General features: G+C 66.3%; 25 protein-coding genes. 11 read left to right on the plus strand and 14 right to left on the minus strand.

Features of this window, described 5'->3' with window-relative positions; genetic code table 11:
• Positions 1–44: 44 nt before the first annotated feature.
• Positions 45–377 carry a hypothetical protein gene (locus tag IE187_RS09080; RefSeq protein WP_133186100.1) on the minus strand — a complete coding sequence of 111 codons (333 nt, stop codon included), beginning with the start codon at positions 375–377 and terminating at the stop codon, positions 45–47.
• Positions 378–727: 350 nt separating this feature from the next.
• Here IE187_RS09080 and IE187_RS09085 point away from each other — a divergent pair, with 350 nt between their 5' ends.
• Positions 728–934: a cold-shock protein gene (locus IE187_RS09085; RefSeq protein ID WP_010185321.1), complete on the plus strand. Its 207-nt coding sequence runs from the start codon at positions 728–730 to the stop codon at positions 932–934.
• A 41-nt stretch (positions 935–975) separates the two neighbouring features.
• Positions 976–1215, plus strand: a complete 240-nt coding sequence (locus IE187_RS09090) for a hypothetical protein (RefSeq protein ID WP_229839318.1) — start codon at positions 976–978, stop codon at positions 1213–1215.
• A gap of 251 nt (positions 1216–1466) precedes the next feature.
• Here the strand turns inward: IE187_RS09090 and IE187_RS09095 are convergent, their stop codons facing one another.
• Positions 1467–2162: a hypothetical protein gene (locus IE187_RS09095; protein ID WP_189675965.1), complete on the minus strand. Its 696-nt coding sequence runs from the start codon at positions 2160–2162 to the stop codon at positions 1467–1469.
• A 320-nt stretch (positions 2163–2482) separates the two neighbouring features.
• Between IE187_RS09095 and ligA the strand changes: the two genes are divergently transcribed.
• Complete coding sequence (gene ligA, locus IE187_RS09100; protein ID WP_189675966.1) at positions 2483–4618, plus strand: NAD-dependent DNA ligase LigA; 2136 nt, start codon at positions 2483–2485, stop codon at positions 4616–4618.
• Positions 4619–4808: 190 nt separating this feature from the next.
• A complete protein-coding gene (locus IE187_RS09105; protein WP_189675967.1) occupies positions 4809–7559 on the plus strand; it encodes a TonB-dependent receptor in 2751 nt (916 codons plus the stop codon).
• A 65-nt stretch (positions 7560–7624) separates the two neighbouring features.
• Here IE187_RS09105 and IE187_RS09110 read toward each other — a convergent pair whose 3' ends face one another.
• Positions 7625–8215, minus strand: coding sequence for an HD domain-containing protein (locus IE187_RS09110; protein WP_189675968.1), 591 nt, complete (start codon positions 8213–8215; stop codon positions 7625–7627).
• Positions 8216–8372: 157 nt separating this feature from the next.
• Between IE187_RS09110 and IE187_RS09115 the strand changes: the two genes are divergently transcribed.
• Together IE187_RS09115 and IE187_RS09120 are read left to right on the plus strand one after the other, a co-directional pair.
• Entirely contained in the window at positions 8373–9497 is a 1125-nt protein-coding gene (locus tag IE187_RS09115) for a sensor histidine kinase (RefSeq protein WP_133186092.1), read from the plus strand.
• Positions 9494–10294, plus strand: coding sequence for a LytR/AlgR family response regulator transcription factor (locus IE187_RS09120; protein WP_010185313.1), 801 nt, complete (start codon positions 9494–9496; stop codon positions 10292–10294). The genes IE187_RS09115 and IE187_RS09120 overlap by 4 nt, the downstream gene beginning before the upstream one ends.
• Before the next feature lie 44 nt (positions 10295–10338).
• On the opposite strand, the gene IE187_RS09125 is transcribed toward IE187_RS09120, so the two are convergent.
• Together IE187_RS09125 and IE187_RS09130 are read right to left on the minus strand one after the other, a co-directional pair.
• Positions 10339–10611 (minus strand): DUF3297 family protein, encoded by a 273-nt coding sequence (locus IE187_RS09125; RefSeq protein ID WP_189675969.1) that lies wholly within the window; start codon positions 10609–10611, stop codon positions 10339–10341.
• Positions 10612–10707: 96 nt separating this feature from the next.
• The gene (locus IE187_RS09130) at positions 10708–11091 is read right to left on the minus strand and encodes a hypothetical protein (protein ID WP_189675970.1); all 384 of its coding nucleotides are present in this window, start codon (positions 11089–11091) and stop codon (positions 10708–10710) included.
• A 236-nt stretch (positions 11092–11327) separates the two neighbouring features.
• Between IE187_RS09130 and IE187_RS09135 the strand changes: the two genes are divergently transcribed.
• The gene (locus tag IE187_RS09135) at positions 11328–11996 is read left to right on the plus strand and encodes a peptidylprolyl isomerase (protein WP_189675971.1); all 669 of its coding nucleotides are present in this window, start codon (positions 11328–11330) and stop codon (positions 11994–11996) included.
• Between the two features lie 13 nt (positions 11997–12009).
• Here the strand turns inward: IE187_RS09135 and IE187_RS09140 are convergent, their stop codons facing one another.
• The 4 genes from IE187_RS09140 to IE187_RS09155 all read right to left on the minus strand — a co-directional run bounded on the left by IE187_RS09140 (position 12010) and on the right by IE187_RS09155 (position 16333).
• The gene (locus IE187_RS09140) at positions 12010–13728 is read right to left on the minus strand and encodes a putative bifunctional diguanylate cyclase/phosphodiesterase (protein WP_189675972.1); all 1719 of its coding nucleotides are present in this window, start codon (positions 13726–13728) and stop codon (positions 12010–12012) included.
• A 66-nt stretch (positions 13729–13794) separates the two neighbouring features.
• Positions 13795–14361 (minus strand): Smr/MutS family protein, encoded by a 567-nt coding sequence (locus tag IE187_RS09145; protein ID WP_189676242.1) that lies wholly within the window; start codon positions 14359–14361, stop codon positions 13795–13797.
• Positions 14362–14417: 56 nt separating this feature from the next.
• A complete protein-coding gene (mltA, locus tag IE187_RS09150; protein WP_229839319.1) occupies positions 14418–15617 on the minus strand; it encodes a murein transglycosylase A in 1200 nt (399 codons plus the stop codon).
• A 71-nt stretch (positions 15618–15688) separates the two neighbouring features.
• Positions 15689–16333 (minus strand): Tim44/TimA family putative adaptor protein, encoded by a 645-nt coding sequence (locus tag IE187_RS09155; protein WP_189675973.1) that lies wholly within the window; start codon positions 16331–16333, stop codon positions 15689–15691.
• 190 nt (positions 16334–16523) lie between these two features.
• On the opposite strand from IE187_RS09155, the gene secB reads away from it, so the two are divergent.
• From secB to trpS, 3 genes are all read left to right on the plus strand, one after another.
• Positions 16524–17036: a protein-export chaperone SecB gene (secB, locus tag IE187_RS09160; RefSeq protein ID WP_133186078.1), complete on the plus strand. Its 513-nt coding sequence runs from the start codon at positions 16524–16526 to the stop codon at positions 17034–17036.
• 128 nt (positions 17037–17164) lie between these two features.
• The gene (gene murJ, locus IE187_RS09165; protein ID WP_189675974.1) at positions 17165–18757 is read left to right on the plus strand and encodes a murein biosynthesis integral membrane protein MurJ; all 1593 of its coding nucleotides are present in this window, start codon (positions 17165–17167) and stop codon (positions 18755–18757) included.
• A gap of 3 nt (positions 18758–18760) precedes the next feature.
• The gene (gene trpS, locus IE187_RS09170; protein ID WP_189675975.1) at positions 18761–19762 is read left to right on the plus strand and encodes a tryptophan--tRNA ligase; all 1002 of its coding nucleotides are present in this window, start codon (positions 18761–18763) and stop codon (positions 19760–19762) included.
• Here the strand turns inward: trpS and IE187_RS09175 are convergent.
• The 5 genes from IE187_RS09175 to mutM all read right to left on the minus strand — a co-directional run bounded on the left by IE187_RS09175 (position 19759) and on the right by mutM (position 23495).
• On the minus strand, positions 19759–20163 hold the full coding sequence (locus IE187_RS09175) for a PIN domain-containing protein (RefSeq protein WP_189675976.1): 405 nt from the start codon (positions 20161–20163) through the stop codon (positions 19759–19761). The genes trpS and IE187_RS09175 overlap by 4 nt on opposite strands.
• Entirely contained in the window at positions 20153–20380 is a 228-nt protein-coding gene (locus tag IE187_RS09180) for an AbrB/MazE/SpoVT family DNA-binding domain-containing protein (protein ID WP_189675977.1), read from the minus strand. Before IE187_RS09180 ends, IE187_RS09175 begins: the two co-directional genes overlap by 11 nt.
• Positions 20381–20430: 50 nt before the next feature.
• A complete protein-coding gene (gene dnaA / locus IE187_RS09185) occupies positions 20431–21831 on the minus strand; it encodes a chromosomal replication initiator protein DnaA (protein WP_133186068.1) in 1401 nt (466 codons plus the stop codon).
• 499 nt (positions 21832–22330) lie between these two features.
• Positions 22331–22594 (minus strand): 30S ribosomal protein S20, encoded by a 264-nt coding sequence (rpsT, locus tag IE187_RS09190; protein ID WP_133191840.1) that lies wholly within the window; start codon positions 22592–22594, stop codon positions 22331–22333.
• Between the two features lie 91 nt (positions 22595–22685).
• Complete coding sequence (mutM, locus tag IE187_RS09195; RefSeq protein ID WP_189675978.1) at positions 22686–23495, minus strand: bifunctional DNA-formamidopyrimidine glycosylase/DNA-(apurinic or apyrimidinic site) lyase; 810 nt, start codon at positions 23493–23495, stop codon at positions 22686–22688.
• 264 nt (positions 23496–23759) lie between these two features.
• Between mutM and IE187_RS09200 the strand changes: the two genes are divergently transcribed.
• Positions 23760–24503 (plus strand): class I SAM-dependent methyltransferase, encoded by a 744-nt coding sequence (locus IE187_RS09200; RefSeq protein WP_189675979.1) that lies wholly within the window; start codon positions 23760–23762, stop codon positions 24501–24503.
• The last annotated feature ends 99 nt before the right edge of the window (positions 24504–24602 follow it).

A 24602-nucleotide genomic window follows, 5' to 3' on the forward strand; every position in this document is an offset into this window, starting at 1 on the left:
CCGGCACAGGGCCGGGGTGGCGGCTATCGGGGTCGACGCTCCGCTCAAAACGGCATCGTCACCGTGAACAGGATCCGCTTGGCGAGCTTGCCGTCGATCGTCGCGCCAGGCTCGGTATGGAGGTTCCCCCGCGCGCCCTTGCCGAGATCGACCCCGATCCCGGGCCCGCCGACCTCGGCATATTTCTCGGGCAGAGGCCGGACGCGATACTGTTCGCCCGCGTCGCGCTTGCCGCAGACGACGATGTCGCGCGACGGCTCGGTGCTCGAACAGCCGCCGGGATGCCAGGCCGCCGGGAGATCGACGCTCGCGCGCGCCGCGCGTTGCGGCTCGGGGGAATCGGCGGTCTGCAATGCAACGAGCAGCGGCAAGATCATGTCGGCAAACCCCATCCCGGATGCGCAAAGGCTAGCGCGCCCGCCCGGTGCTGTATAGCGCGCGACTTTTGCGTAACGACCTGCTATAGCACTTGCATCGCGCGAGTCCGTACAAGCTTTTTCGCGACTGAGAGACCCCCTGCGCTCCCGCTTGATTGGCACCGGACGCGCATTTTGGTTTCTCTGTTCACCCCCTTTCGTCACCCAGCCCGCTGCGGACCCACCGCGCGCGGGTGACACCGTCATCGGATGCGCCGGCCGGGGCCGGACGTCGCATCCGTCTTTGATCTCGGCCCCACTCCGGCGCTTTCGCATGATCTGCGCGGCGATCCGGCACTAAGGAATACACTATGGCTATCGGCACCGTTAAGTTCTTCAACGCCGACAAGGGTTACGGTTTCATTGCGCCTGAGGGCGGCGGCGGCGATGCGTTCGTCCATATCAGCGCGGTCGAAGCCGCCGGCATGGCGACGCTCGATCGCGACCAGCGCGTTTCGTACGAGCTGGAAGAAGATCGCCGCGGCAAGGTCTCGGCCGTCCGTCTCGCCCAGGCCTGACGCGTTTGGGGGTGTCGCCAACCGGCGGCACCCCTTTTTATGTGGCCCCTCCCTCGCTCAGGAGACCTCCGACGAACACCACCGCCATCTTCTATCGCGACCGCGCCCGCCAGGCCGAGTCCGAAGCTGCCACCGCCACGCTCGACAACGTCCGCACGCGCCATCTGCGCGCCGCCAAGGCGTGGGACGAAATGGCGACCCGCGCCGAAAAGACCGCCGAGCGCAAGTCGGTCAACGAAGAAGCCAAGCTTGCGGCTGAGATGAACGAGGATGACGATTAGGGCGTGAGCTTATTGCGAACGGTCGCAACTGGGTTGACTCGATTGACCCCAAGACGCGGTGTTTGCGAAGGCGATCGTTTCCGTTCGCGGCATAATGCTGTTGTGCGAGTTAGACGATTTCAAAGAGCGGTTTCGGTACATATCATGAACGGCGGGTGGAGGACAGCGCCGTGTCTGCTTTCGACCAATGTCGGTCGAAAATCGACCAGCAAGCGCCGCCCGAAAGCCGCCGAAACCGAGGATCGTCGGCGTCAAACGACAATCATTTCTTCTCGCCGCTTGCGAGCGATCCAGTCGCGCGCTTGGTCAAGAAACGTCGAAACTGAACCGTCGCCATTGTGCGTCGTGAAGCCACCGTTCTCTTGCATCAAGGGGTGAGTATCAGGATCGTTCAACCGACAAAGCTCGAATGCGCCGTCCATGTCCTTCGCCAAAATGTGAAGGCAGATGGCCAATGCGCGGTGAGCCCGGACTTTATGGCTTCCCGGCAGTGCGCCCAGCATGGACGCAACGGAGATGCTCGTCAGAATCTGGCTCACCTGTTTGTTGCCCCATTCGAAAACGTCTTTGGCAAGCAGCTCGACTTCAATTGTATGCAGTCCAACACAGCTTTCGGTCGAAGGTGGTCGCAAAACCCATGCCCCTGTTGCCCGAAAAGAAAGGGGCAGCTTGTTGTTATCGCTTAATCCGACGATGTCCCAGAATAGCGGGTCTATCGCCATTGGTTTGACCTCCATACGGACGACAGCGCCGCGCTCCCATAGCAACGAAGGCAGAATGCTGATAAACCAATCGGCAGACTGACGGAAAATTGTTCCCCGAGCATAACGCCAACCGGCTGCACGAGCATCGCGTTTCAGCGCAGCGTCGAAATCATTGTTGCGTTGCTTTACCGCTTTTTGCTGTTCCCGCGTCAACTTCGCAGGCCATGCGGGAATATCGATCATATTGCCAGCTTGCCACAGTGAACGGCTGCTTTCCACTGTCCCCGCTCCGGAAGCTGCCCGTCGCCTAACCACCCAAAGCCAGACATGGCCTTAGCCGTCGCCCCGGCGGAAGCCGGGGCCTTCCGACGGCGTGGCGGGCGGCGGGACACCAGGAGGGCGGCCCCGGCTTTCGCCGGGGTGACGGCGATGGCGTAGGATCGCTTTCCACCAGGGGGAGGATTTCTGGGGAACGGTTGTCTCCCAATAATTCCCGCCAATCGGTATCTCCGGGACGACGCCACAGCTTGATGCCGCCCCCCGCTCTCCGGTAACGCCGAGCGATGAGCGCTCCCCTCCCCGCCACCGAAACCGACGCCGCTGCCGAACTCGCGCGGCTGGCGGAGCAGATCGCCTATCACAACGCGCGCTATCACACCGATGACGCGCCCGAGATCAGCGACGCCGCCTTCGATGCGCTCCGCGCGCGCAACACCGCGCTAGAAGCGGCCTTCCCGCAGCTCGTCCGCGCCGATTCGCCAGCGCTCCAGGTCGGCGCCGCACCCGCCGCGCATCTCGCCAAGGTCGCGCATGCCCGCGCGATGACCAGCCTCGACAATGCCTTTACCGACGAGGACGTCGCCGAATTCGTCGCGCGTGTGCGGCGCTTCCTCGCGCTGGCCGACGATGCGCCGGTCGAGCTGACCGCCGAGCCCAAGATCGACGGCCTGTCCTGCTCGCTGCGCTACGAACAGCGTCGGCTCGTCCAGGCATTGACCCGCGGCGACGGGCAGGTCGGCGAGGACGTCACCGCCAATGTCGCGCACATCCCCGATATCCCGCAGAGCCTCCCCGCCGACGCGCCCGACATTTTCGAGGTGCGCGGCGAGGTGTATATGGCGAAGGCCGATTTCGCCGGCCTCAACGCCCGGCTGCTCGCCGAGGCCGAAGCCGCCGGCAAGGACGCGCGCCAGTTCGCCAACCCCCGCAACGCCGCCGCAGGGTCGCTCCGCCAGAAGGACGCCGCGGTCACCGCGACGCGGCCGCTCCGCTTCTTCGCCTGGGGCTGGGGCGAAACCAGCGCGCTCCCCGGCGAGACGCAAAGCGCCAACGTTGCCAAACTCTGCGACTGGGGCTTCCAGGTCGCGAGCGGTTTCGCGCACGCACCAACGACCGACGCCGCGCTCGCCGTCTACCGCGCGATCGAACACCAGCGCGCCGACCTCCCGTTCGACATCGACGGCGTCGTCTACAAGCTCGACCGGCTCGACTGGCAGGCGCGGCTCGGCACCGTCGGGCGCACCCCGCGCTGGGCGATCGCGCACAAATTCCCCGCCGAGCGCGCCGAGACCACGCTGACGGCGATCGACATCCAGGTCGGTCGCACCGGCGCGCTGACCCCGGTCGCGCGGCTCGCGCCCGTGACGGTCGGCGGCGTCGTCGTCACCAATGCCACGCTGCACAATGCCGACGAGATCGAGCGGCTCGGCGCGCGCGTCGGCGACCGCGTCGTGCTGCAGCGCGCGGGCGACGTCATCCCGCAGATCGTCGAGGTGCTGACGCAAAGCGAGGAGCGCCCCGCCTTCGCCTTCCCGACCACCTGCCCCGAATGCGGCTCGCTCGCCGAGCGTGGCGAGGGCGAGGTCGTCGTGCGCTGCACCGGCGGGCTGATCTGCCCGGCGCAGCGCGTCGAGCGGCTGATCCATTTCGTCTCGCGCCACGCCTATGACATTAGCGGCCTCGGGCTGGTGCGGATCGAGGAGTTCTTCCGCGACGGGCTGATCGCCTCGCCCGCCGATATCTTCCGGCTCCACGAACACCGCGCCGCGCTGGTGACGCGCGAGCGGATGTCCGAACTCGTCGTCGACAAATTGCTCGCGGCGATCGACCTGCGGCGCGAGATCGGGCTCGACCGTTTCCTGTTCGCGCTCGGCATCCGCCATGTTGGCGAGATCACCGCGCGTGACCTTGCGCGACGCTATGTCAGCTATGCGGCGTTCGCCGAGATGATCGCGCGCGTTCGCGCGGTGCGCGAAGCGACGGTGCCCGCACTCGGCGAAACCGAGGCGAAGTTCGTCGTGCGGCGCGGCCGCGTGCTCGCCGATGCGATCGAGACCGCGGGGATCGGCCCCGAAGTCGCCGACGCGCTGATCGAGTTCTTCGCCGAGCCGCACAATCGCGACGTCGTCGCGGCGCTGCTGCGCGAAGTGACGCCGACCGACGTCGTCCATCAGACCCGCGAGTCGCCGGTCAGCGGCAAGACCGTGGTGTTCACCGGCAGCCTCGAGACGATGAGTCGCGACGAGGCCAAGGCGCAGGCCGAACTGCTCGGTGCGCGCGTGGCCGGATCGGTCTCGGCCAAGACCGATCTCGTCGTCGCGGGGCCTGGCGCAGGATCGAAACTGAAAAAGGCGGCGGATCTGAAAGTTACGGTGATCGACGAAGCAGGTTGGGCCGAGATCGTCGCCGCCGCCCGCTAAGTCCCGGACGCCCCGTCGGTTACCCTGTGATGCTAATATGCAACGGTTCCCAACCGTTTTCAACCGAAGATGAACAGTCTGCATGACTTGTCATTGAACAGAAATATAACGCGTGCAGGGGCTCCGGTCGACGGAGCGTGACGGCTAGAGGCCGAACGCCGACGATCACGATATTCTGTGGGGAACGAGCATGAACACGAAGCTATTCACTGGCGTGGCGTTTGCCGCGCTCCTGATTCCGGGCGTAGCCTTCGCGCAGTCGTCGGGTTCGACCGACTTTGACGCGGGCACCGACATCGTCGTCACCGGCACGAAGACCGGCAAGGGCGGCATCACCGTTCCCGACGTCCCCAAGACGCGCATCACCGTCGGCGCCGACACGATCAGCCGCCAGCGTCCGGGCCAGACCGTCAACGAGATCATCAATCTGGTCCCCGGCGTCAGCTTCCAGAACAACGACGCGACCGGCGCCGCCGGCGGCACCTTCACGATCCGCGGCTTCGACAGCTCGCGCATCTCGCAGACGCTCGACGGTATCCCGCTCAACGACACCGGCAACTACGCGATCTATTCGAACCAGCAGCAGGATCCCGAGACGCTCGACTCGATCAGCGTCAACCTCGGCTCGACCGACGTCGACAGCCCGACCGCTTCGGCCGTCGGCGGCACCGTCAACATCCGCACGCGCAAGCCGACGCAAGACTTCAGCGCGATGATGAGCGGCACCTACGGCACCTATCTCGGCCAGGGCGACCCGCTCAACCGCTCGATCTTCCGCGTCTACGGCTCGGTCGACACCGGCGAAATCGCGCACACCGGCGTCCGCGCGTTCTTCACGGGGTCGAGCATCAGCGCCGACAACCCCTTCAGCAACTATTCGCGCCTGAAGAAGCAGCAGTATAACGCGCGCATCTTCAAGGATCTCGGCGACAATGGCGACTTCCTGTCGCTCGCCGGCCAGTGGAACGAGAACCGCAACAACTTCCTCGGTTCGGTGCCGCTGCGCAACGATCTGACCAACGGCGCCTTCGCACGCGTCGTCGGTCCGAACTCCTCGAACCGCGCCCCGCTCACCGGGGCAGAGCGTTTCTACAACATCAACTATCCGTGCGTCATCGGTGGCCCGACGCCGACCGGCGCAACCGCCGGCGCTGCCTGCGGTACCGAGTTCGACCGTCGCTTCAACCCGTCGAACACGGGCAACGTCCGCTTCGGGTCGCGCTTTACGCTCACGCCGAAGCTCGTCCTCACGCTCGATGCCAGCTATCAGTACGTCAAGGCCAATGGCGGCGGCACGGTGTCGCTGCTCGAAGGTTGCGGCAATCTCGGCAGCACGACGGTCCGCACGTGCGGCCCCAACAGCGTGCTCGGCGTAATCAACACCACGGGCAACACGGGTAACGGCGCGCCCGGCGGCTTTGGCTATTACACCGGTCGCGATCTCAACGGCGACGGCGTGATCAGCCCGACCACAAGCGTTCTCGCAATCGCGCCGAGCCAGACGCAGACGCGTCGCTTCGTCGGCGTCGCCGGTCTCGCCTATGAGTTCGACGAGAACAACCGCGTCCGCATCGCCTATACCGGCGATTACGGCCGCCACCGCCAGACGGGCGAAGCCGGCTTCCTCAACACCGACGGCACCCCGCTCGACGTGTTCCCGGTCAACAGCGGCATCGTCGACGCCAAGGGCGCGCTGATCGAGAAGCGCAACCGCAAGTCGCTCGCGATCCTCAACCAGGTCTCGGCCGAATATCGCGGCAAGTTCTTCGACGACAAGCTCGTCGCGACGCTCGGCGTGCGTGGCACGTTCTTCCGCCGCGACTTGACGCAGAACTGCTTCACGGTCGCTGCCAACACCAACGTGTCGTGCGTCTCGCCGCCGCAGACCGCGGCCTATGCCGCAGCGAACCCATACACCTACTTCGCGCCGGGCGTGACGACGGTGAACGGCGTCAACCGTCCGGTCGTCGCGGGTACGTCGTGCGCGGTGTTGACCTCGGCGTGCGTCGTCGGCTTCGCGCCGCCGCAGAACCGCATCCGCAACTACAACCGCGCGCTGCCCAATGTCGGCCTGACCTACAACTTCACCAACGCGATCAGCATGTATGCGAGCTTCTCGCAGGGTCTGTCGGTGCCGAGCACGGACAACCTCTACAGCTCGTTCTATTATGCCGACGGTTCGCCGCAGTCGAAGCCCAAGCCCGAGACGACCGACAGCTACGAACTCGGTGCACGCTACACGACGGGCAAGGTCCAGGCGCAGATCGCTGGCTGGTACACCAAGTTCAAGAACCGTACCGTCACCATCTATGACGTCGAGAGCGACGCCAGCGTGTCGCGCAACCTCGGCACGGTCGACAAATACGGCTTCGACGGCTCGGTGTCGTACACGCCGGTCCGCAACCTGACCGCGTATCTGTTCGGTTCGTACCTGCACTCGAAGATCCGCGACAATTTCGAAGCGGGTCGTACCGGCACGACGATCAACTACTTCCAGACGGCGGGCAAGCGCGAGGGCGGCGCGCCGACCTGGATGGGCGGCGGTCGTCTGCAGGGCACCGTCGGGATCTTCGATCTCGGCGCGCAGGCCAAGTACACCGGTTCGCGCTTCGTCAACGACGAGAACCTGCCGGTCTACACCTGCACCGGCACCGTTTCGGGCGGGCTGTGCCCGGTGGCATCGCAGAACCAGATCTACGGTGCGAAGATCCCGAGCTACACGATCGTCGACCTCGACGTTCGCATCAACATCGGCCAGCTGCTCGGCAACAACCGCAAGACCTTCTTCCAGGTCAACGTCAGCAACCTGTTCGACAAGGTCTATATCGGCGGCCTGAGCGGCTCGGGCGGCTTCGTCGGCCTGCCCAACCGCTACTCGATCGGCAATGCCGTCATCGGCACGCCACGGTCGATCACCGGCTCGCTGGTGATCGGGCTCTAAGCCTTCTTACAGTTCGTCACGATGGCCGCCGTCCCCGCAAGGGGGCGGCGGTTTTCGTTTGGGCCTCACGCTTCCGCTGCGGCCTTGGCGTAGAGCGACTGGATCGGGCGCGCGAAGACGCGGCCGACCATCGGCTCGAAGAACGACAAAGGCGCGCTGTCATAGGTCGGGTCGAACGCCGCCTGATCGTATTTCTCGCAGAATTCGGCACACGCCTCGAAATGCGGATGCCCGCGATATTGCTCGCGCAAGTCGCGATCGCCGCCGATATAGTGGAAGAAGTAATAGCCCTGGAACACGCCGTGGGTGTTGGCGATCCAGTGGACTTCCTCCGACACGAACGGGCGCAGCATGGCAGCGCCGATCTCGGGATGGTTGTAGGTGCCGAGCGTATCGCCGATGTCGTGGAGCAGCGCCATCACGACATAGGCCTCGTCGCGCCCGTCGCGGTGCGCGCGCGTCGCGGTCTGGAGCGAATGTTCGAGCCGGTCGACCGGGAAGCCGCCATAATCGCCGTCGAGCAGCTTGAGGTGTGTCAGCACGCGGTTGGGGAGCGTCCTGGCGAATTGGCCGAAATGGCCGGCGATCAGGCTCCAGTCGGCCTGGGTGCCGTGCTCCATCGCGGTGAACTGCGCGCGGTCGGGCTGGTCGTTCATGATGCTCTCCACGGTGTTATCGTCACCCCGGGCTTGTCCCGGGGTCCACCGTGCCTCGTGGACACAGCCCGCAGAATATGCGGTGCGGTGGACCCCGGGACAAGCCCGGGGTGACGGGTGCTTTGCGCAACGCGCCCAGCCGGGCTAAGATGGTCGGATGCCGCTTTTCACCCGACCCGCGATCTTCTCGCGGCCCTTCTTCGAGGATAAGGGCCGCGCCTTCTGGACGCTGCAAGCGGCCGGCTGGACCGGCTATCTCATCCTCCGCGGCGTCTCGAGCGTGTCGAATGCCGCCGACGTGTCGGTGGTGGTGCCTGTCGTGATCGAATCGATCGTCGGCTACAGCATCACGCTGCTGCTCGCGACGGTGTACCATTATTACCGCCGCCAGCCGCGCTTCGCGATGGCGATCCTGACGATCATCACGCTCGCCGCCGCGACCTTGCTCTACGCGGTGCTCGACGCCTTCTCCTTCTCGTTCATCAAGCTGCAGAGCCCGGGGCTCAATATCAGCTTGGTGCTCGGCACGATCTTCCTCAACTTCACCGTGCTCGCGGGGTGGACCGCGCTCTATTTCGGGATCAATTTCTACCTGATCGTCGAGGATCAGATCGACCAGCTCGCCACGCTCGAGAACACCGCGTCGTCGGCGCAGCTCGCGATGCTGCGCTATCAGCTCAACCCGCATTTCCTGTTCAACACGCTCAATTCGATCTCGACGCTGGTGCTGCTCAAGGAAACCGAGCGCGCCAATGCGATGCTCGGGCGGCTGTCGTCGTTCCTGCGCTACACGCTCGCCAACGAGCCGACCGCGCACGTCACGGTGCAGCAGGAGTTCGAGACGCTGAAACTGTATCTCGAGATCGAGAAGATGCGCTTCGAGGAGCGGTTGCGGCCGACCTTCGACGTCGACGTGCGCGTCGCCAAGGCGCGGCTGCCGTCGCTGCTGCTCCAGCCGCTCGTCGAAAACGCGATCAAATACGCGGTGACCCCGCAGGAAGATGGCGCCGAAATCGCCGTTACCGCGCGGCTCACCGGGGATCGGGTGCAGATCGTCGTATCCGACACCGGCCCCGGCTTGAACGAAACAAAGGCGCGGCAGAGCGTTTCTCCAAGCCAGGCTCTTTCAACCGGGGTTGGCCTTGCCAATATCAGGGAGAGGCTGGCCCAGGCTTACGGGCCGGACCACAAATTCGAGACGCGATCGATCCCGGGGGGCGGTTTCGGGGTCGAGATTGAAATCCCGTTCCAGCTCGAGGAACCGAAGAAAGAGTTTGCATGACGATCCGCACCATCCTCGTCGATGACGAAAAACTAGCTACCCAGGGGCTCGCGCTGCGCCTTGCCGCGCATGAAGACGTGGAAATCGTCGACACCTGCATGAACGGTCGCGAGGCGATCCGTGCGATCAAGACGCACAAGCCCGATCTGGTCTTTCTCGACATCCAGATGCCGGGGTTCGACGGCTTCTCGGTCGTCCAGGGGCTGATGGAAGTCGAGCCGCCGCTATTCGTGTTCGTCACCGCCTATTCCGACCATGCGCTGAAGGCGTTCGAGACCGACGCGGTCGATTATCTGATGAAGCCGGTCGAGGAATCGCGCCTCGCCGATACGCTCGACCGCGTGCGCCAGCGGCTGACCGAGAAGCGCGGGGTCGAGGAAGTCGACCGCTTGAAGGAAGTGATCGCCGAGATCGCGCCCGATTCGGTCGAGAACCTCGCCGAGGGCGGCGAGCAGGTTTCGGCCAATCGCTTCGAGAAGCTGATCAACATCAAGGATCGCGGGCAGATCTTCCGCGTCGATGTCGACACGATCGAGCGGATCGATGCGGCGGGCGATTACATGTGCATCTACACCGGCGACAACACGCTGATCCTGCGCGAGACGATGAAGGATCTGGAGAAGCGGCTCGATCCGCGCCGGTTCCAGCGGGTGCATCGCTCGACGATCGTCAACCTCGACCTGGTCAAGGAAGTGAAGCCGCACACCAATGGGGAGTGTTTCCTGGTGTTGCAGTCGAACGCGCAGGTGAAGGTGTCGCGCAGCTATCGCGACGTGGTCGCGCGGTTCGTGCACTGATATGAACTTCTCCCCTCCCCTTCAGGGGAGGGGCTAAGACGAAATCAGCCCTCGGCGGTATCCGCGCCGTCAGCCGGCCGCTCGAACCACGCCTCGACCTCGCCCGACAGCTTGAGCGTCAGCGGCTGGCCGTGGCGGTCGACCTTCTTGCCGAGCGCGACGCGGATCCAGCCCTCGGAGCGGCTATATTCCTCGACGTCGTGGCGCTGCTGGCCCTTGAAGCGGATGCCGATCCCGCGGGCGAGCGCAGCCTCGTCATAATGCGGGCTGCGCGGGTTGGAGGACAGGCGGTCTGGGGTCTGATCTGTATCGGTCATGCCCCGGGCTCATGACGGAAAAATCGCCCCCACGCCAGACACGAAAACGGCGCGGAACCGAAGTCCCGCGCCGCATCGCCTCGCGCAGTCGCCAGTTTAGCGGCAGACGCGAACGTTGACCGGACGATCGTAATAGCCATCCCAGCGACGCTCGATGAAGCAGCGCTGCTCATAGACCGGCTCGGCATAATAGCCGCTGTAATACCCGCGATCGCGGTAATAGCCGTCATTGTAATAGCCACCGCGATAGTACCCGCGGTCGCGGTAATAGCCACGGTTGGAGTTCGACGCGAGCGCTGCGCCGACGGCGAGGCCGGCAATCCCGGCGACGATCGCGGTCCCGCCACCGCCGCCGCCTCGATAATAGCCGCCATGGCCACGATAGCCGCCCCAGCGCTGCGCTTCGGCGGGTGCTGCTGCGGTCAATGCGGTCGCGCCAAGGGCAAGGCCGAGACCGATCTTCTTCATCAGGTGGTTCATCTCGTATCTCCTCATTCCAAGCATTCCCCGTGCATCGCCAAATAACGCATCAGCGGGCTAGCTTGTTGCAAGCTGTAGGCGAGTCGGCCTGAACGGGTCTGGAATGCGCCATTTATGGGGCGTTCACCAAGCGCCGGGCACCATGCAGCCCGCGACGGTTGCGCACGTCGCAGCGCGCTGTATCGCCAGGGTCTCGGCGCGCGCCGCGCGGGCGAACGACAACAAGGTTGGATGCGATGCGGTTTCGAACGAGTCTTTTGGCGCTGGCGATGGCAGGTACGGGGATCGCCGCGGGCGCCTCCCCCGCGGCCGCGCCGCGCGAGCCAGCGGTGGTCCGCGTGCGCTTCGTCACCGCGGCAGGGCCGATCGTCGTCGCGCTCGATGCGCGCCGCGCACCGGGGACGGTCGCCAATTTCCTCGCCTATGTCGATGACGGGCGCTTCGAGGGCACCAGCTTCTACCGCGCGACGCGGCGCAAGACCGCGCCCAATACCGGTTTCGTCCAGGGCGGGATCGGCACCGATTCGCACCGCATGCTCGGCGTCGTCCCGCTCGAGCCGACCAACAAGACCGGGATCAAGCATCTCGACGGCACGCTCTCGATGGCGCGCTACGAGCGCAGCGATTCGGGGTCGGGCAATTTCTCGATCATGGTCGGCGCCAATCCCTCGCTCGACGCGCGGCCGGGGTTCATTGGCTATGCCGCGTTCGGGCGCGTGATCGTCGGGATGGATGTGGTCAAGCGGATGCTCGCGCGGCCGACGCTGCCCGGCGGCGACGGTGCGTTCAAGGGGCAGATGATGGCCAAGCCCGTCACGATCGTCCGCGCCGAGCGGCTCGACGGCGTCGCCAAGCCGACCGGCGGGATGAAGGTGTGGCAGATGCTGCGCGGCGTGAAACGCTGAGCGGCACGCGCCGTCAGCCGCGCCAGCCGACACCCGCCAGGACCGCACCATCGCCGACCGCGCGGCGCACGCTGCCGCGGCTCCACGCGACGAACGCCGATTCCTCCATCGGCGCCGCGATCGCATAGCCCTGCATCACGTCGCAGCCGATGATGCGCAGGATATCGACTTGCGCTTGCGTCTCGACCCCTTCGGCAACCGCCTCGCAGCCGAGCGCGTGGATCACGCCGACCACCGCCTGCGCGATCATCCGCGCGGCGGCATCGTCGGCGACGGGCGCGACCAGACTGCGGTCGAGCTTGATCCGGTCGATCGGCAGCGCGCGCAGCCGCGAGAGGTTCGAATAGCCCGTCCCGAAATCGTCGATCGCGATCGTCGCGCCGGCGGCGCGGAGCTGCACGATCGCATCGAGGACGTCGTCGCTGCACTGCATCGCCAGCGTCTCGCTGATCTCGAGCTCGAGCAGATGCGCGGGGGCGCGGGCGCGGTGGAGCGCGGCGCGCAGTCCGTGGAAGAAGCGCGCATGATCGATCTGGCGCGGCGAAACGTTGACCGAAAGCCGCTGCTCGATCCCGATCCGCCCCCAACGCGCGATCGTCGCGGCGACCGAATCGACCACCCAGTCGCCGATATCGACGATCATCCCGGTCTCCTCGGCGCAATCGAGGAAGGTCAGCGGCAAGCGCAGCCCCTCGCGCGGGTGGCGCCAGCGGAGTAGCGCTTCGGCCCCGACGATCCGGCCGTGATCGACGCTGATCTGCGGCTGGAAGACGAGCGCGAATTCGTCGCGGTCGATCGCTTCGCGCAGATCGCCCTCGAGCGTCGCACGCGCGGCGATGCGCGCGGCGAGCTCGACGCTGAACGGTTCGGCGCGACCGCGTCCGCTGCCCTTGGCATGATACATCGCGGCATCGGCGGCACGCATCAGCTCGGTCAGCGTCACGCCGTGTTCGGGGCACAGCGCCATGCCGATCGACGCGCCGATCGAAACGTTGGCGCCGCCCAGGTCGAACGGCTCGGCGAGCGCGCGCAGAATGTCGCAGCCTATCTTCGCGGCATCGCCGGCCGCGCCGATCGCGGGGAAGAACATCGTGAATTCGTCGCCGGCAAGCCGGCCGATCAGTGGCGGCACGCCGTCGGGCTCGCGAGCGATGCTGTCGGCAACGGCGCGCAGACGGTTGGCAACCATGCCGAGCAATGCGTCGCCACAGGCATGCCCCATCGTATCGTTGACCACCTTGAAGCGATCGAGATCGATGAAGAACAGGCCACCGCGCGTGTCCCGCGCGGTCGCGGGCGGCGTCGCGAGCATTCGCTCGCACGTCGCGCGGAAGTTGCTGCGGTTGGCGAGGCCCGTCACCGGATCGAACATCGCTAGGCGCTGGACGCCGTCGAGATGCGCGGTCATCTGCGTGAACAGGCTTTCCATCGCGCGCGCGAGTTGCGGAACGTTCTCGCCGATCTCGGGCGGGATCGCGCTGGCGAGGTCGCCCTCGGCGGCATGCGCCAGCCGTTCGATCGCGGCGTCGATCGCGCCGGCGGTGCCGGCGATGCTGCGCTCGGCCGAGGCCCAGCACATCGCCGCGCAGACCACCGCGGGGATCAACGCCCGCGTCAGATTATCGAGCTGGACGCCCCCCGCCGACGTCGCAAGCACCGCGAGGAAGAAGGCGACAGCCCCAGCGCAAATCGCAAAAACGACCGCGCGACTCTTGAGCGTGACCTCGTCCATTGTAGCAGTGCGCGACTCCTGACCCGATCGTTTGCGCGGGCTTGGCAGGACCTTCGCAGCAAAAGGTTAAGAGTTTTGTGATGCCCGCAAACGCTTGAGGACAATATACAAAGCCCCCGCCCCGCCATGCCGCGGATGCGCCCCGCGCACCGCCGCGATCGCTGCGGAGTGGCGCGATCCGGCGAGCCAGTCGCCCGTCGCTGCGCGGATCGCACCGCGCGCATGCGGACGTTCGCTCGCCGGGCGCGGCGGCTTGCCGGTAACGAGCAGGATCACACGGTCGCCGGCGCGGATCGCTGCATCGAGCGCGGCGTCGAGCAGGTCATAGGCCGAGTGCAGCGTATGGCCGTGGAGGTCGATCGTGCGGTCGGGCGAGACGAGCCCGCGCGACAGCTGGCGATCCCAGCTGCCGTCGAGCGTGTTGCCGGGCGGCTTGGGGGGCGCGGCGATCGAAATGCCCTTGCGGCCAAGCGGCGGGACCGAGCCGACCGTCCCCTTGCCGAGCAACGCGCCGAACGATGGGAGAGGTTTTTCGGGGACGCGCATCGCGGGAACGGGACGACGTTCGACCGGCGCGATCGGGACCGCCTTGGCGGCGGGCGCGACCGCGCGCAGCGGGCGGACCCCCGCCATCACGCGCGCCCACAGCGCGGCTTCCTCGGGACGGAGCGGGCGCGATCCCACCCCTGTCAGCCCGCCGTCGCAGCACCCAGGCGCTGCAGCGTGCCGACCGGCAGCAGCAGGAACGCGGTGCCGCGCGCCGCCATTCCGCCCGCCGTCGCCGCCGCATCGGCGCCTGCGCCCCAGAAGGTGTCGATCCGGTTGGCGCCCTTGATCGCGCCGCCGGTATCCTGTGCGATCCACAAGCGGCTCGCATCGGCGCGGTCCATCGACAGCAAAACCGGCGCGCCGAGCGGCACGAAATGCGGATCAGCCGCAGCACTCACCCCGCCCGTTACCGCAATGCCGAGCGCGCCGAGCGCCGGCCCGGTCTGTTCGCGGAAGAACACGTAGCTCTTGTTCTCGCGCATGATCGCGCGGCCCTCGTCGGGATGATCGTGCAGCCAACCGACGATGCCCTGCATCGAGCTCTGCCCCGGCGCGAGCAGCCCGCGCTGCTTCATCAGCGCGCCGATGCCGGTGTAATCGCGGCCGTTCTGGCTCTCATAGCCGATCCGCATCACCGACCCGTCGGGCAGCCGCAGCCGGCCCGAGCCCTGGACTTGCAGGAAGAACAGTTCGATCGGATCGGCCGCCCAGGCGATGATCGGCGCACGGCCGTCGAGCGAGCCCTGCTCGATCGCGGTGCGATCGTCATAGGGGACGAAGCTCTTGCCCGCGACACGACCGCGGATCTTCTTGCCCTTGAGCGTATCGCTGAACAGCCCGAGATCGACATCGACGAGGTCGGACGGACGCGCGTAGATCGGCACCTCGTACCCGCGTCGCCGATCGCGCGAGCCGCGGATCTCGGGCTCGTAATAGCCCGTCGCGAACGCCTTGCCGTCGCCGACTTGGACTGCTTCAAAATATTGCGCGAAGAACGCACGCGCCCCGCCCGAACGGACGCTCGGCGCGGCGGCGCACGCCGGCTGCCAGTCGGCGCCGTGCGTCAGCCCCGTGGCGTCGGTGCGGCGTTGCAGTGAGGGGCAGGTCGCGCGGAAGGCGACGAGCGCGCGCTCGGCCTGCGCATCGTCGATCGGCAAGCTGTAGAGCGGCGGCCCGGCGATGACGCCCGCGCTACGCGCGGTCGGCCCGGGCGCGGTGACGGCCTGGGTCGGAGCGATCGGCGTTGCCGGTACGGGGCGCCGGACGGGAGTTTGCCCGTTGCCGATAGCGCGGGGGCGTTCGATCTGCCCACCGCCGCAGGCCGCGAGGAAAAGCGCCAACGCGGTTACGCCAACGGACTTCCCGTACCGAAGGCCGGAAAGCGAAACCCGAACGTCCCCCCGCACCGCGATCACGCCTCGTCGGTGTCGGCGAGCTTCCAGTTCGGATCGCTGCTCTTGAGCGTCCGCGCGAAGGTCCAGGCGTCGTGCGTCTCGACCGCGTCGCTCATCGAGCCGGCGATGACGGTATTCTCGGCATCGCGCGTGACCGCAGCGATATCGGCGTCGAAGCGCACCGTGATGCGCGCAACCTTGCCCTCGAGCGTCGCGTCGGAGATCACCGCGCGTTCGATCGAGACCAGGCGATTTTCGAGGACGTGGCCCGCGGTGTTGCGCGCTTCGATCGCAGCGACGAACGCCTCGCGCACATCGTCCTCGGCGAGCCAGGCGAGTTCTTCCTCGTCGCCCTTCCAGAACGCCTCGAGGATCATGCGATACGCCGCCTTCGATCCATCGAGGAAGCGCGCCACGTCGAACGACGAGTCGCCGGCGATAATCGCGCGGATGCCGGCCTCGGCCTTGGGCTCGACCAACCGGCTGACCGGCTCGCGGCTTTCGCCGGCAATTTCGGTCGGGCGTTGCACCAGCGTCAGCGGCGCGCGGTCCTCGGCGGGTTTGGGCAAGGGCTGCTCATGCCCGGTGCGCTTGCCGAGCACCATGTACAGACGCAGCGCCAGAAAACCGGCGACCATCGCGAGGATAACAATCAGGAACACGCGGCCTCCAGGGCTTTCACTAGACACGCTACATAGGCATAAACCGCCGCTGTTTCAAACGACGTGATTGTACGCGGTGCCTGTCAAAGCCGTGGGGCCTCGGTTGAACTCGGTCCCACCCCCTGCTAGGCGCGCGCCTTCCATGCCACAACGCTGTGGCGACTATACGGCCAAAGCAAGGACGAGTTCCATGAGCGAGCAGGATGACGGCTTCATCACCACCACGGTCGACGGCGCGCCGTTGGCAAATGGGGCCGATACGACCCCGGCGGCGGGTCTGATCTCGCAATACGTCAAGGACTTCTCGTTCGAGAACCCCAACGCCCCGGCGATCTTCCAGAACCCGACGCCGCCGGCGATCGACGTCCAGTTCAACATCGCCTCGGCGCAGGTCGGCGAGGACGTCTATGAGATCGTCCTGCGGATCGAAGTGAAGGCCGAGGCCGAGGGTACGGTCGCGTTCCTGGTCGACCTTTCCTATGCCGGGCTGTTCGGCTTGCGCAATTTCCCGCTCGAGCATCTCCAGCCGTTCCTGCTCGCCGAAGCGCCGCGGCTGATCTTCCCGTTCGCGCGCCGCGTGCTCGCCGATGCGGTCCGCGACGGCGGCTTCCCGCCGCTGCTGCTCGAGCCGATCGATTTCGGCGCGGTGTTCCTGCAGCAGCAGGAAGCCGGCGAAGCCTCGGGCGCGTTCGGCACGGCGTAATCTTGCCGCGTCACCCCGGGCTTGTCCCGGGGTCCACCGCGCCGCACACTCTCCGCCGATCGGCGCGCGGCCCGGTGGACCCCGGAACAAGTCCGGGGTGACGAAATGGGTGTCGGGCTGATGGCGCAATGAACCTCGTCAAATCCCTTGGCTCGGTCGGCGGGCTGACGCTCGTCAGCCGGGTGCTCGCCTTGCTGCGCGATTCGCTCGCCGCACGCTATGTCGGCGCGGGGTTCGCATCGGATGCCTTCAACGGCGTCGCCTTCCGCTTGCCCAACATGTTCCGCGCGCTCTTCGCGGAGGGCGCCTTCTCCGCCGCCTTCATTCCGCTGTTCAACAAGAAGGCCGCGGGTCCCGAGGGCCTCCCCGCCGGCTATGCCTTTGCCGAGCGCGCGCTGGCGGTGCTGCTGCCGGTGCTGATCGTCTTCACGGTGGCGATGCTGCTCGCGGCCTGGCCGATCACCTATCTCCTGTCGGGCGGCTTTGCGCGCCAGCATCCGAGCCACGCGCAATTCGCCTTCGCGGTCATGCTCTCGCGGATCACCCTGCCCTATCTCGCTTTGATCTCGCTCGCCTCGCTGCTCGGCGGGATCCTCAACTCGCTCGACAAATTCTGGGTCAATGCCGCCGCGCCGATCCTGCTCAACCTCGCGATGATCGGCGGGCTGTGGTTCTTCCACGGCGCCGACGAATATGAGACCGCGCGCGTCCAGGCGATCTCGGTCACGGTCGGGGGCGTGCTGCAACTCGCCTGGCTGATCCTCGCGTGCCACCGCGCGGGCGTCGACATGCGGCTGCGCATGCCGCGGCTCGATGCGGATGTGCGCGAGATGCTGCGCCTCATCGTCCCGGCCGCCGCGGGTGCGGGCGCGTCGCAGATCAATCTGCTGATCTCGACCTCGCTTGCGGGCAGCCTGCTCGCGTCGGGCTCGATCACGTACATCTATTATGCCGACCGGCTCAACCAGCTCCCACTCGGGCTGATCGGGATCGGGCTCGGCACGATCCTGCTGCCGACGATCTCGCGGCTGCTGTCCTCGGGCCAGGACGCGGCGGCGATGGACACGCAGAATCGCGGGATCGAGCTTGCGCTGTTCCTCACGCTTCCCGCGACGATCGCCTTCCTCGTCGCCGCCGAGCCGATCGTCCGCGGGCTGTTCGAATATGGCAAGTTCGGCGCGATGGACGCCAAGCGCTGCGGCTGGGCGCTGAGCGCTTTCTCGATCGGGCTGCCGTCGTACGTGCTCGTCAAGGTGCTGACACCGGGCTATTACGCGCGCGGCGATACGCGGACGCCGGTGCGCTATGCGATGATCTCGATTGCGGTCAATATCGTCGGCAACCTCGTGCTGATCCCGCTGATCGGCCATGTCGGCCCGCCGCTGGCGACCGCGCTCGCCTCCACCGTCAACGTGGCGATGCTCTACCGCACGCTCGCCGTACGCGGGCATTTCGTCGCCGATGCGGGGCTGCGTCGCAAGGTGCCGCGGCTACTGCTGGCAGCACTGCTGATGGGCGCGACGATCTATGCGTTCGAGCAATGGCTCGATCCGTATCTCGGCGGGCCGCTGATCGTGCGCTACGGCGCGCTCGGCGTGCTGGTCGGCGCGGGCGGCGCGGTCTATGGCGTGGCGTGCTTCGTCACCGGCGCGTATCGCATCGCCGACATCAAGGCGCTGCTGCGCAAGCGCGGCGCGACCTCAAAACCCGTTCAGGAATAACCCATGCGCGTTCTCTCCGGCATCCAGCCCACCGGCAACCTCCACCTCGGCAACTATCTCGGCGCGATCCGCCAGTGGGTGGCGATGCAGGACACGATGGCGGCGGGCGACGAATGCCTGTTCTTCCTGGCGGATCTGCACGCGCTGTCGCAGCCGGTCGTGCCGGCTGAGCTGAACGCGCACACCACCGAGATGGCGGCGACGCTGCTCGCGTGCGGGATCGACCCGCAGCGCTCGATCCTGTTCAACCAGGCACGCGTGCCGGCGCATTCGGCGCTGCACTGGATCCTTGGCGGCACCGCGCGGATGGGCTGGCTCAGCCGCATGACGCAGTGGAAGGACAAGGCCGGCAAGAAGGGCGAGACGCAAAGCGTCGGGCTGTTCACCTATCCCGTGCTGCAAGCCGCCGACGTCCTGCTCTACCAGGCGACGCACGTGCCGGTGGGCGAGGACCAGAAGCAGCATCTCGAGCTCGCGCGCGACATCGCGGTCAAGTTCAACAGCGATTATGGCGACACCTTCACGCTGCCCGAGCCGTTCATCTCGAAGGCCGCACCGCGGATCATGAGCTTGCGCGATGCGAGCGGGAAGATGTCGAAGTCGGACCCGAGCGATGCGTCGCGGATCAACCTGGTCGATTCGGACGAGCTGATCGCGAGCAAGGTCCGCAAGGCCAAGTCGGATGCCGACGGGCTGCCGGGCGAGGTCGCGGGTCTTGCCGAGCGGCCCGAGGCGAAGAACCTCGTGACGATCTATGCAGCGCTCGAAGGGAGCACGCCGGACGCGGTGCTGGCACAGTTCGCGGGGCAAGGCTTCGGCGCGTTCAAGCCTGCGCTCGCCGATCTGGCCGTGGCGACACTCTCCCCGATCCGCGAGCGGCTGACGGCATTGCTGGATGATCGCGCGGCGGTGAGCGCGGTGCTCGCCGACGGCGCGGCGCGTGCGGCAGTGCTGGCGGCGCCGACGCTCGCCAAGGCGCAGGCGGCGGTGGGGCTGCAGGTCTAGGCAGCGGCGAACGGGTTGCGGATCGTCAGGCGGCGCTCGATGACGAGGCCATCGTGCATGTCTTCGGACCAGAGCGTGTCGCAATCCGCCAGCAGTGCGGCGGCGACAATCGCACAGTCGTAAAACGCAAAGCGGTGCCGTTCGCGGACTTCCAGCGCCAATTCGTGAATCTCGATCGAAACCGGGATCGTTCGCATCGCGCCGCGAATCCCGGCTAGGAATAGGTCGAGTTGGGCCATCGACATCCCGAATTTGCGGAGCCCGACATTGGCGATCTCGTTCAGGACCTGAACGCTGATCACGCCACCCTTCGACAGGAGCGACTCGGCGCGATCGGCTTTTGGCGACGTGCCCGCAGCGAGATAGAGCGGAACATTGCTGTCGAAAAAGCTACCGGGCATTCGCTTCGTCACGGTCGAACTTGAAGTCCGCGGGCATCATCCCCCGAAACTGCCGCAGACCTATGATCGCCTCTTCGGGCGTCATCTTGCGCGAAATGCGGATCGACCCGTTCTGAACCTTCACATCGAGCTCCTCGCCAAGCTCCACCGCGAGCGCCTCGACCATTTCCCTGGGCAAACGGACCGCGAAGTCGTCGCCCCACTTCGCCAACTGCATCGCCTGCCTCCGAATACGGCCTTGGCCATACCGGAATTTCGGCGCGCTCGCTATCCCTCGAGCTCGCGCAGCAGCACGCGCACCGCGGTGTCGATCTCGCGATCGGTGTCGCGCAGTTCCTCGATCCGGCGGACCGCGTGGATCACCGTCGAATGGTCGCGCCCGCCGAACTTGCGCCCGATCTCAGGGAGCGAGCGCGTCGTCAGCCGCTTGGCGAGGTACATCGCGATCTGGCGCGGGCGGGCCACCACCACCGCGCGGCGCGCCGACACCAGATCGACCGGCTTCAATTCGAAATGCGCCGAGACCGCCTTCTGGATCTCGTCGATCGTCACGCGGCGTTCCGCCCCGCGCAGCACGTCGCCAAGCGTCGCCACGGCAAATTCGAGATCGACTTCGACCCCAGTGAGCTGCGCATAGGCAACGACGCGGTTGAGCGCGCCCTCGAGGTCGCGGATGCTTGCGGTGATGCGCGCGGCGAGCAGGTCGAGCACGTCGCCCGGCACCTTCGCGCCGGGCATGTCGAGCAGCTTGCGGGTCAGCACCGCGCGGCGCAGCGCCAAGTCGGAATTCTTGATATCGGCGACGAGGCCGCACGACAGCCGCGACATGATCCGCGCCTCGACCCCGTCGAGCCCCTGCGGGCAGCGATCGGCCGAGATGACGAGGCGTTTGCCCGCGCCCATCACTTCGTTGATCGTGTGGAAGAACTCTTCCTGCGTCGAATCCTTGCCGGCGATGAACTGGAGGTCGTCGACCAGCAGCAGATCGGCCGAGCGCAGCCGCAGCTTGAAGCTGTGCGTGTCGCGGCTGCGCAGCGCCTGGACGAAGTCGAACATGAAGCGTTCGGCCGACATCATCAGCACACGCGCCTCGGGCACTGCCGCGAGGTAGGCAGCGCCGATCGCGTGCATCAAGTGGCTCTTGCCCTGCCCCGTGCCGCTATGGAGGAAGAGTGGGCTGAAACGCGGCACGCCGGGCTCGGCGAGCGCCTTGGCGGCGTTGAACGCGACGCGGTTCGACGCATCGACGACGAAGCGGTCGAAGGTGAAGCGCGGATCGAGCGTCGGACGGTCGGCGATCACCACGGGCTCGGCCGGCGCGACGGGTGCGGGCGCTGGCTCGGCCTTGAGCACGGGCGTCGGCGCCGCCGCCATCCCGGTCTCGATCGCCACGCTGCGGACGCTCGGCACCAGCGCGCGGAATTCCTGCAGCAGCCGGTCGCCGTAATGGTTGCGCACCCAGTTCGTCATGAACGCCGACGGCAGCGTCAGCCGTACCGTCTCGCCGTCCCCGCCCGCGACGAGCGCGATCGGCTTGAGCCATTGATCGAACAACCGCACCCCGGCCGATTCGCGCAGATGCGTCCGCACCGTATTCCAGGCGCGCGCGACCGTATCGGCCTGCCCGCCGGCAAAGTCGGTATCGTGCGCGTCACCCCCCCTGTTCACCGTCAAGACCACGCCAAAACCTTTGCATTGCGAGCTGCGGGAGACCCCGCACCGCTGAAATTACGACAGACAAACATCCCCCCAGGCGGAATCACGATCCGTCTGACGCTTGCCATTCAAAGTAGGTCGCGAGCCAGAAACACCGCTCGCGGCGGAGGGCCATTTATGAAGATCGCAGCGAGTCGAGCAAGGCCCCGACCTGTCACATTTTCTAAATATACCCGGTTGACTCGGATTGAGCGAAGGTTTCGCGTCGAAAATCTCACAAGCCTATGAAATCAGGGCGTTTCGTCAGTGACACTTTGATGAAGGTTCTGCGAATCGCGGTAAACTGCGCCTTTGCCGTTTGGACGGTCAAAAGCGTTCGCGCAACGTTCCTTGATAGGGGTTAAGTCGACACTGCGAGACCCATCGCCGCGTCGAAAAGCGTAGACCACGACAAAAAGCCCGCCGGACCTGTGTCCAGCGGGCGATCAGCCGTTGCGTAACCCGATTGGGATTAAGCGAGCGCGGTGAGGCGCTTGGTCAGGCGCGAGAACTTGCGGCTCGCGGTGTTCTTGTGCAGCACGCCCTTGGCAACGCCGCGCATCAGCTCGGGCTGAACCATCGCCATCGCGGCGGTTGCAGCAGCCTTGTCGCCCGCTTCGAGCGCAGTCTCGGCCTTCTTGACGAAGGTGCGGATGCGGCCGGTACGGTTGCCGTTCACGATGGTCCGCGCGGCGTTACGACGGATGCGCTTTTTCGCCTGTGGCGTGTTCGCCATGAAGCCCTCTGATCTGTAAATAAGAAAGGGCGGGAGATCGCTCCCGGCCCCGGAAGCCGTGCGCCTTACGCAGAACGGCGGTGGCGGTCAATCATTTCTGGCATTTCGGGCACCAGAAAGTCGAGCGGCCGCCTTCGGCATAGCGCTCGACGGTGCCGCCGCAGCTGCACGGCTCGCCCTCGCGGCCATAGACCGCGAATTGCTTGGAGAAATAGCCGAGCTCGCCGTCGGGGCGGGCGTAATCGCGCAACGACGAGCCGCCTGCGTCGATCGCCGCGAGCAAGACCTCCCGAATCGCCGGCACGAGTCGCGCGAGCTTGGCGCGCGAGACGGTCCCGGCGGCGCGCTTGGGCGAGATTCCCGCGGCGAACAGCGCTTCGCACACATAGATATTGCCGAGCCCCGCAACGAGTCGCTGGTCGAGCAGCATCAACTTGATCGAGGCGATTCGCCCGGCGAGCTTGGCGTGGAGATAGGGCACGGTCAGTTCGGGGCCGAGCGGTTCGGGGCCGAGCGCCTTGAACGCGGGGAAATCCGCAAGCGATTCGGTCGGGAGCAGATCGACCGAGCCGAAGCGCCGCGGATCGTTGAGCGCGAGGCGCTGAGTCGCGGTTTCGAGAATCAAATGGTCGTGCGGCAGCAGCTCGGAGGGATCGACTCGCCAGCGCCCCGACATGCCGAGGTGGAAGATCATCGTGTCGCCGCGATCGGTCTCGATCAGCCCGTATTTCGCGCGGCGCGACAGGCCCGTCACGGTCGCGCCGGTCAGCCGCTGCCCGAGATCGTCGGGAAACGGCCGCCGCAGATCACCGCGACGGGTTTGCACCAGCGTGATGCGCTGGCGCTCGAGCACGGGCCGGAGCCCGCGCACGGTGGTCTCGACTTCGGGAAGTTCTGGCATCCCCCGTCCCTGCCCGCTTCCACGCCCGCCGCGCAAGCGGCGACCCACACCGAGGCCACTTGGCGCTCGGGCCAAAGGGCGCTTCCACTGCGTAGCACCCGCCGCGCCCTTCTTCTTCTCCGCGTCTCCGCGTGAAAAGAAGATTGGATTCACGCGGAGCCGCGGAGACGCGGAGAAGAAGGATGAATGGGCCGCGCGAGACGATTTGTCCGAGCTGCAACGCAGCGGTTTGCGCCGCCGCTTTGCTCGGCTAGAGCGTGCGACATGAACGATCCAAACTCTGGCACCGTCTCCTTCGGCTACGAAGACATCCCCGCCACCGAAAAGACCGCGCGCGTCGGCGGCGTCTTCTCGAGCGTCGCACGCAGCTATGACATCATGAACGATGCCATGTCGGGCGGGATGCACCGCGTGTGGAAGGACCGCTTCGTGCGCCGCGTGAAGCCGCGCGACGGCGAGCAGATCCTCGACATGGCCGGCGGCACCGGCGACATCGCCTTCCGCCTCGCCGAATCGGGCGCGAGCGTCACCGTTGCCGACATCAACCCGCAAATGCTCGAAGTCGGCGTCGACCGCGCGGCCAAGCGCGGGATCGACGGCTTGGTGTGGACCGAGGCGAATGCCGAGACGCTGGTCTTCCCCGACCGCTTCTTCGATGCCTACACGATCGCGTTCGGCATCCGGAACGTGACCGACATCCCCAAGGCGCTGCGCGAGGCGAACCGCGTGCTGCGGCGTGGCGGGCGGTTCTTCTGCCTCGAATTCTCGACCACGCTGTGGCCGGGATTCGCCGACGTCTATGACGCCTATTCGCACAAGCTCGTCCCCAAGCTCGGCAAGCTGCTCGCGCAGGACGAGGACAGCTATCGCTATCTGATCGAATCGATCCGGCGGTTCCCCGACATGCCGACCTTTGAAGGCATGATCCGCGATGCGGGCTTCGTGCAGACGGGGGTCGAGCCGATGCTTGGCGGGCTGGTCGCGATCCACCACGGGTGGAAGATTTGATGGGGCGCGAAACAAAAGCCCCTCCCCTTCAGGGGAGGGGTTGGGGTGGGGCCGTAACAGGTGCTGCGCTCTGCGAGGCGTCCCCCACCCCCAACCCCT

The organism is Sphingomonas glacialis (assembly GCF_014653575.1).
Taxonomy (GTDB): domain Bacteria; phylum Pseudomonadota; class Alphaproteobacteria; order Sphingomonadales; family Sphingomonadaceae; genus Sphingomonas; species Sphingomonas glacialis.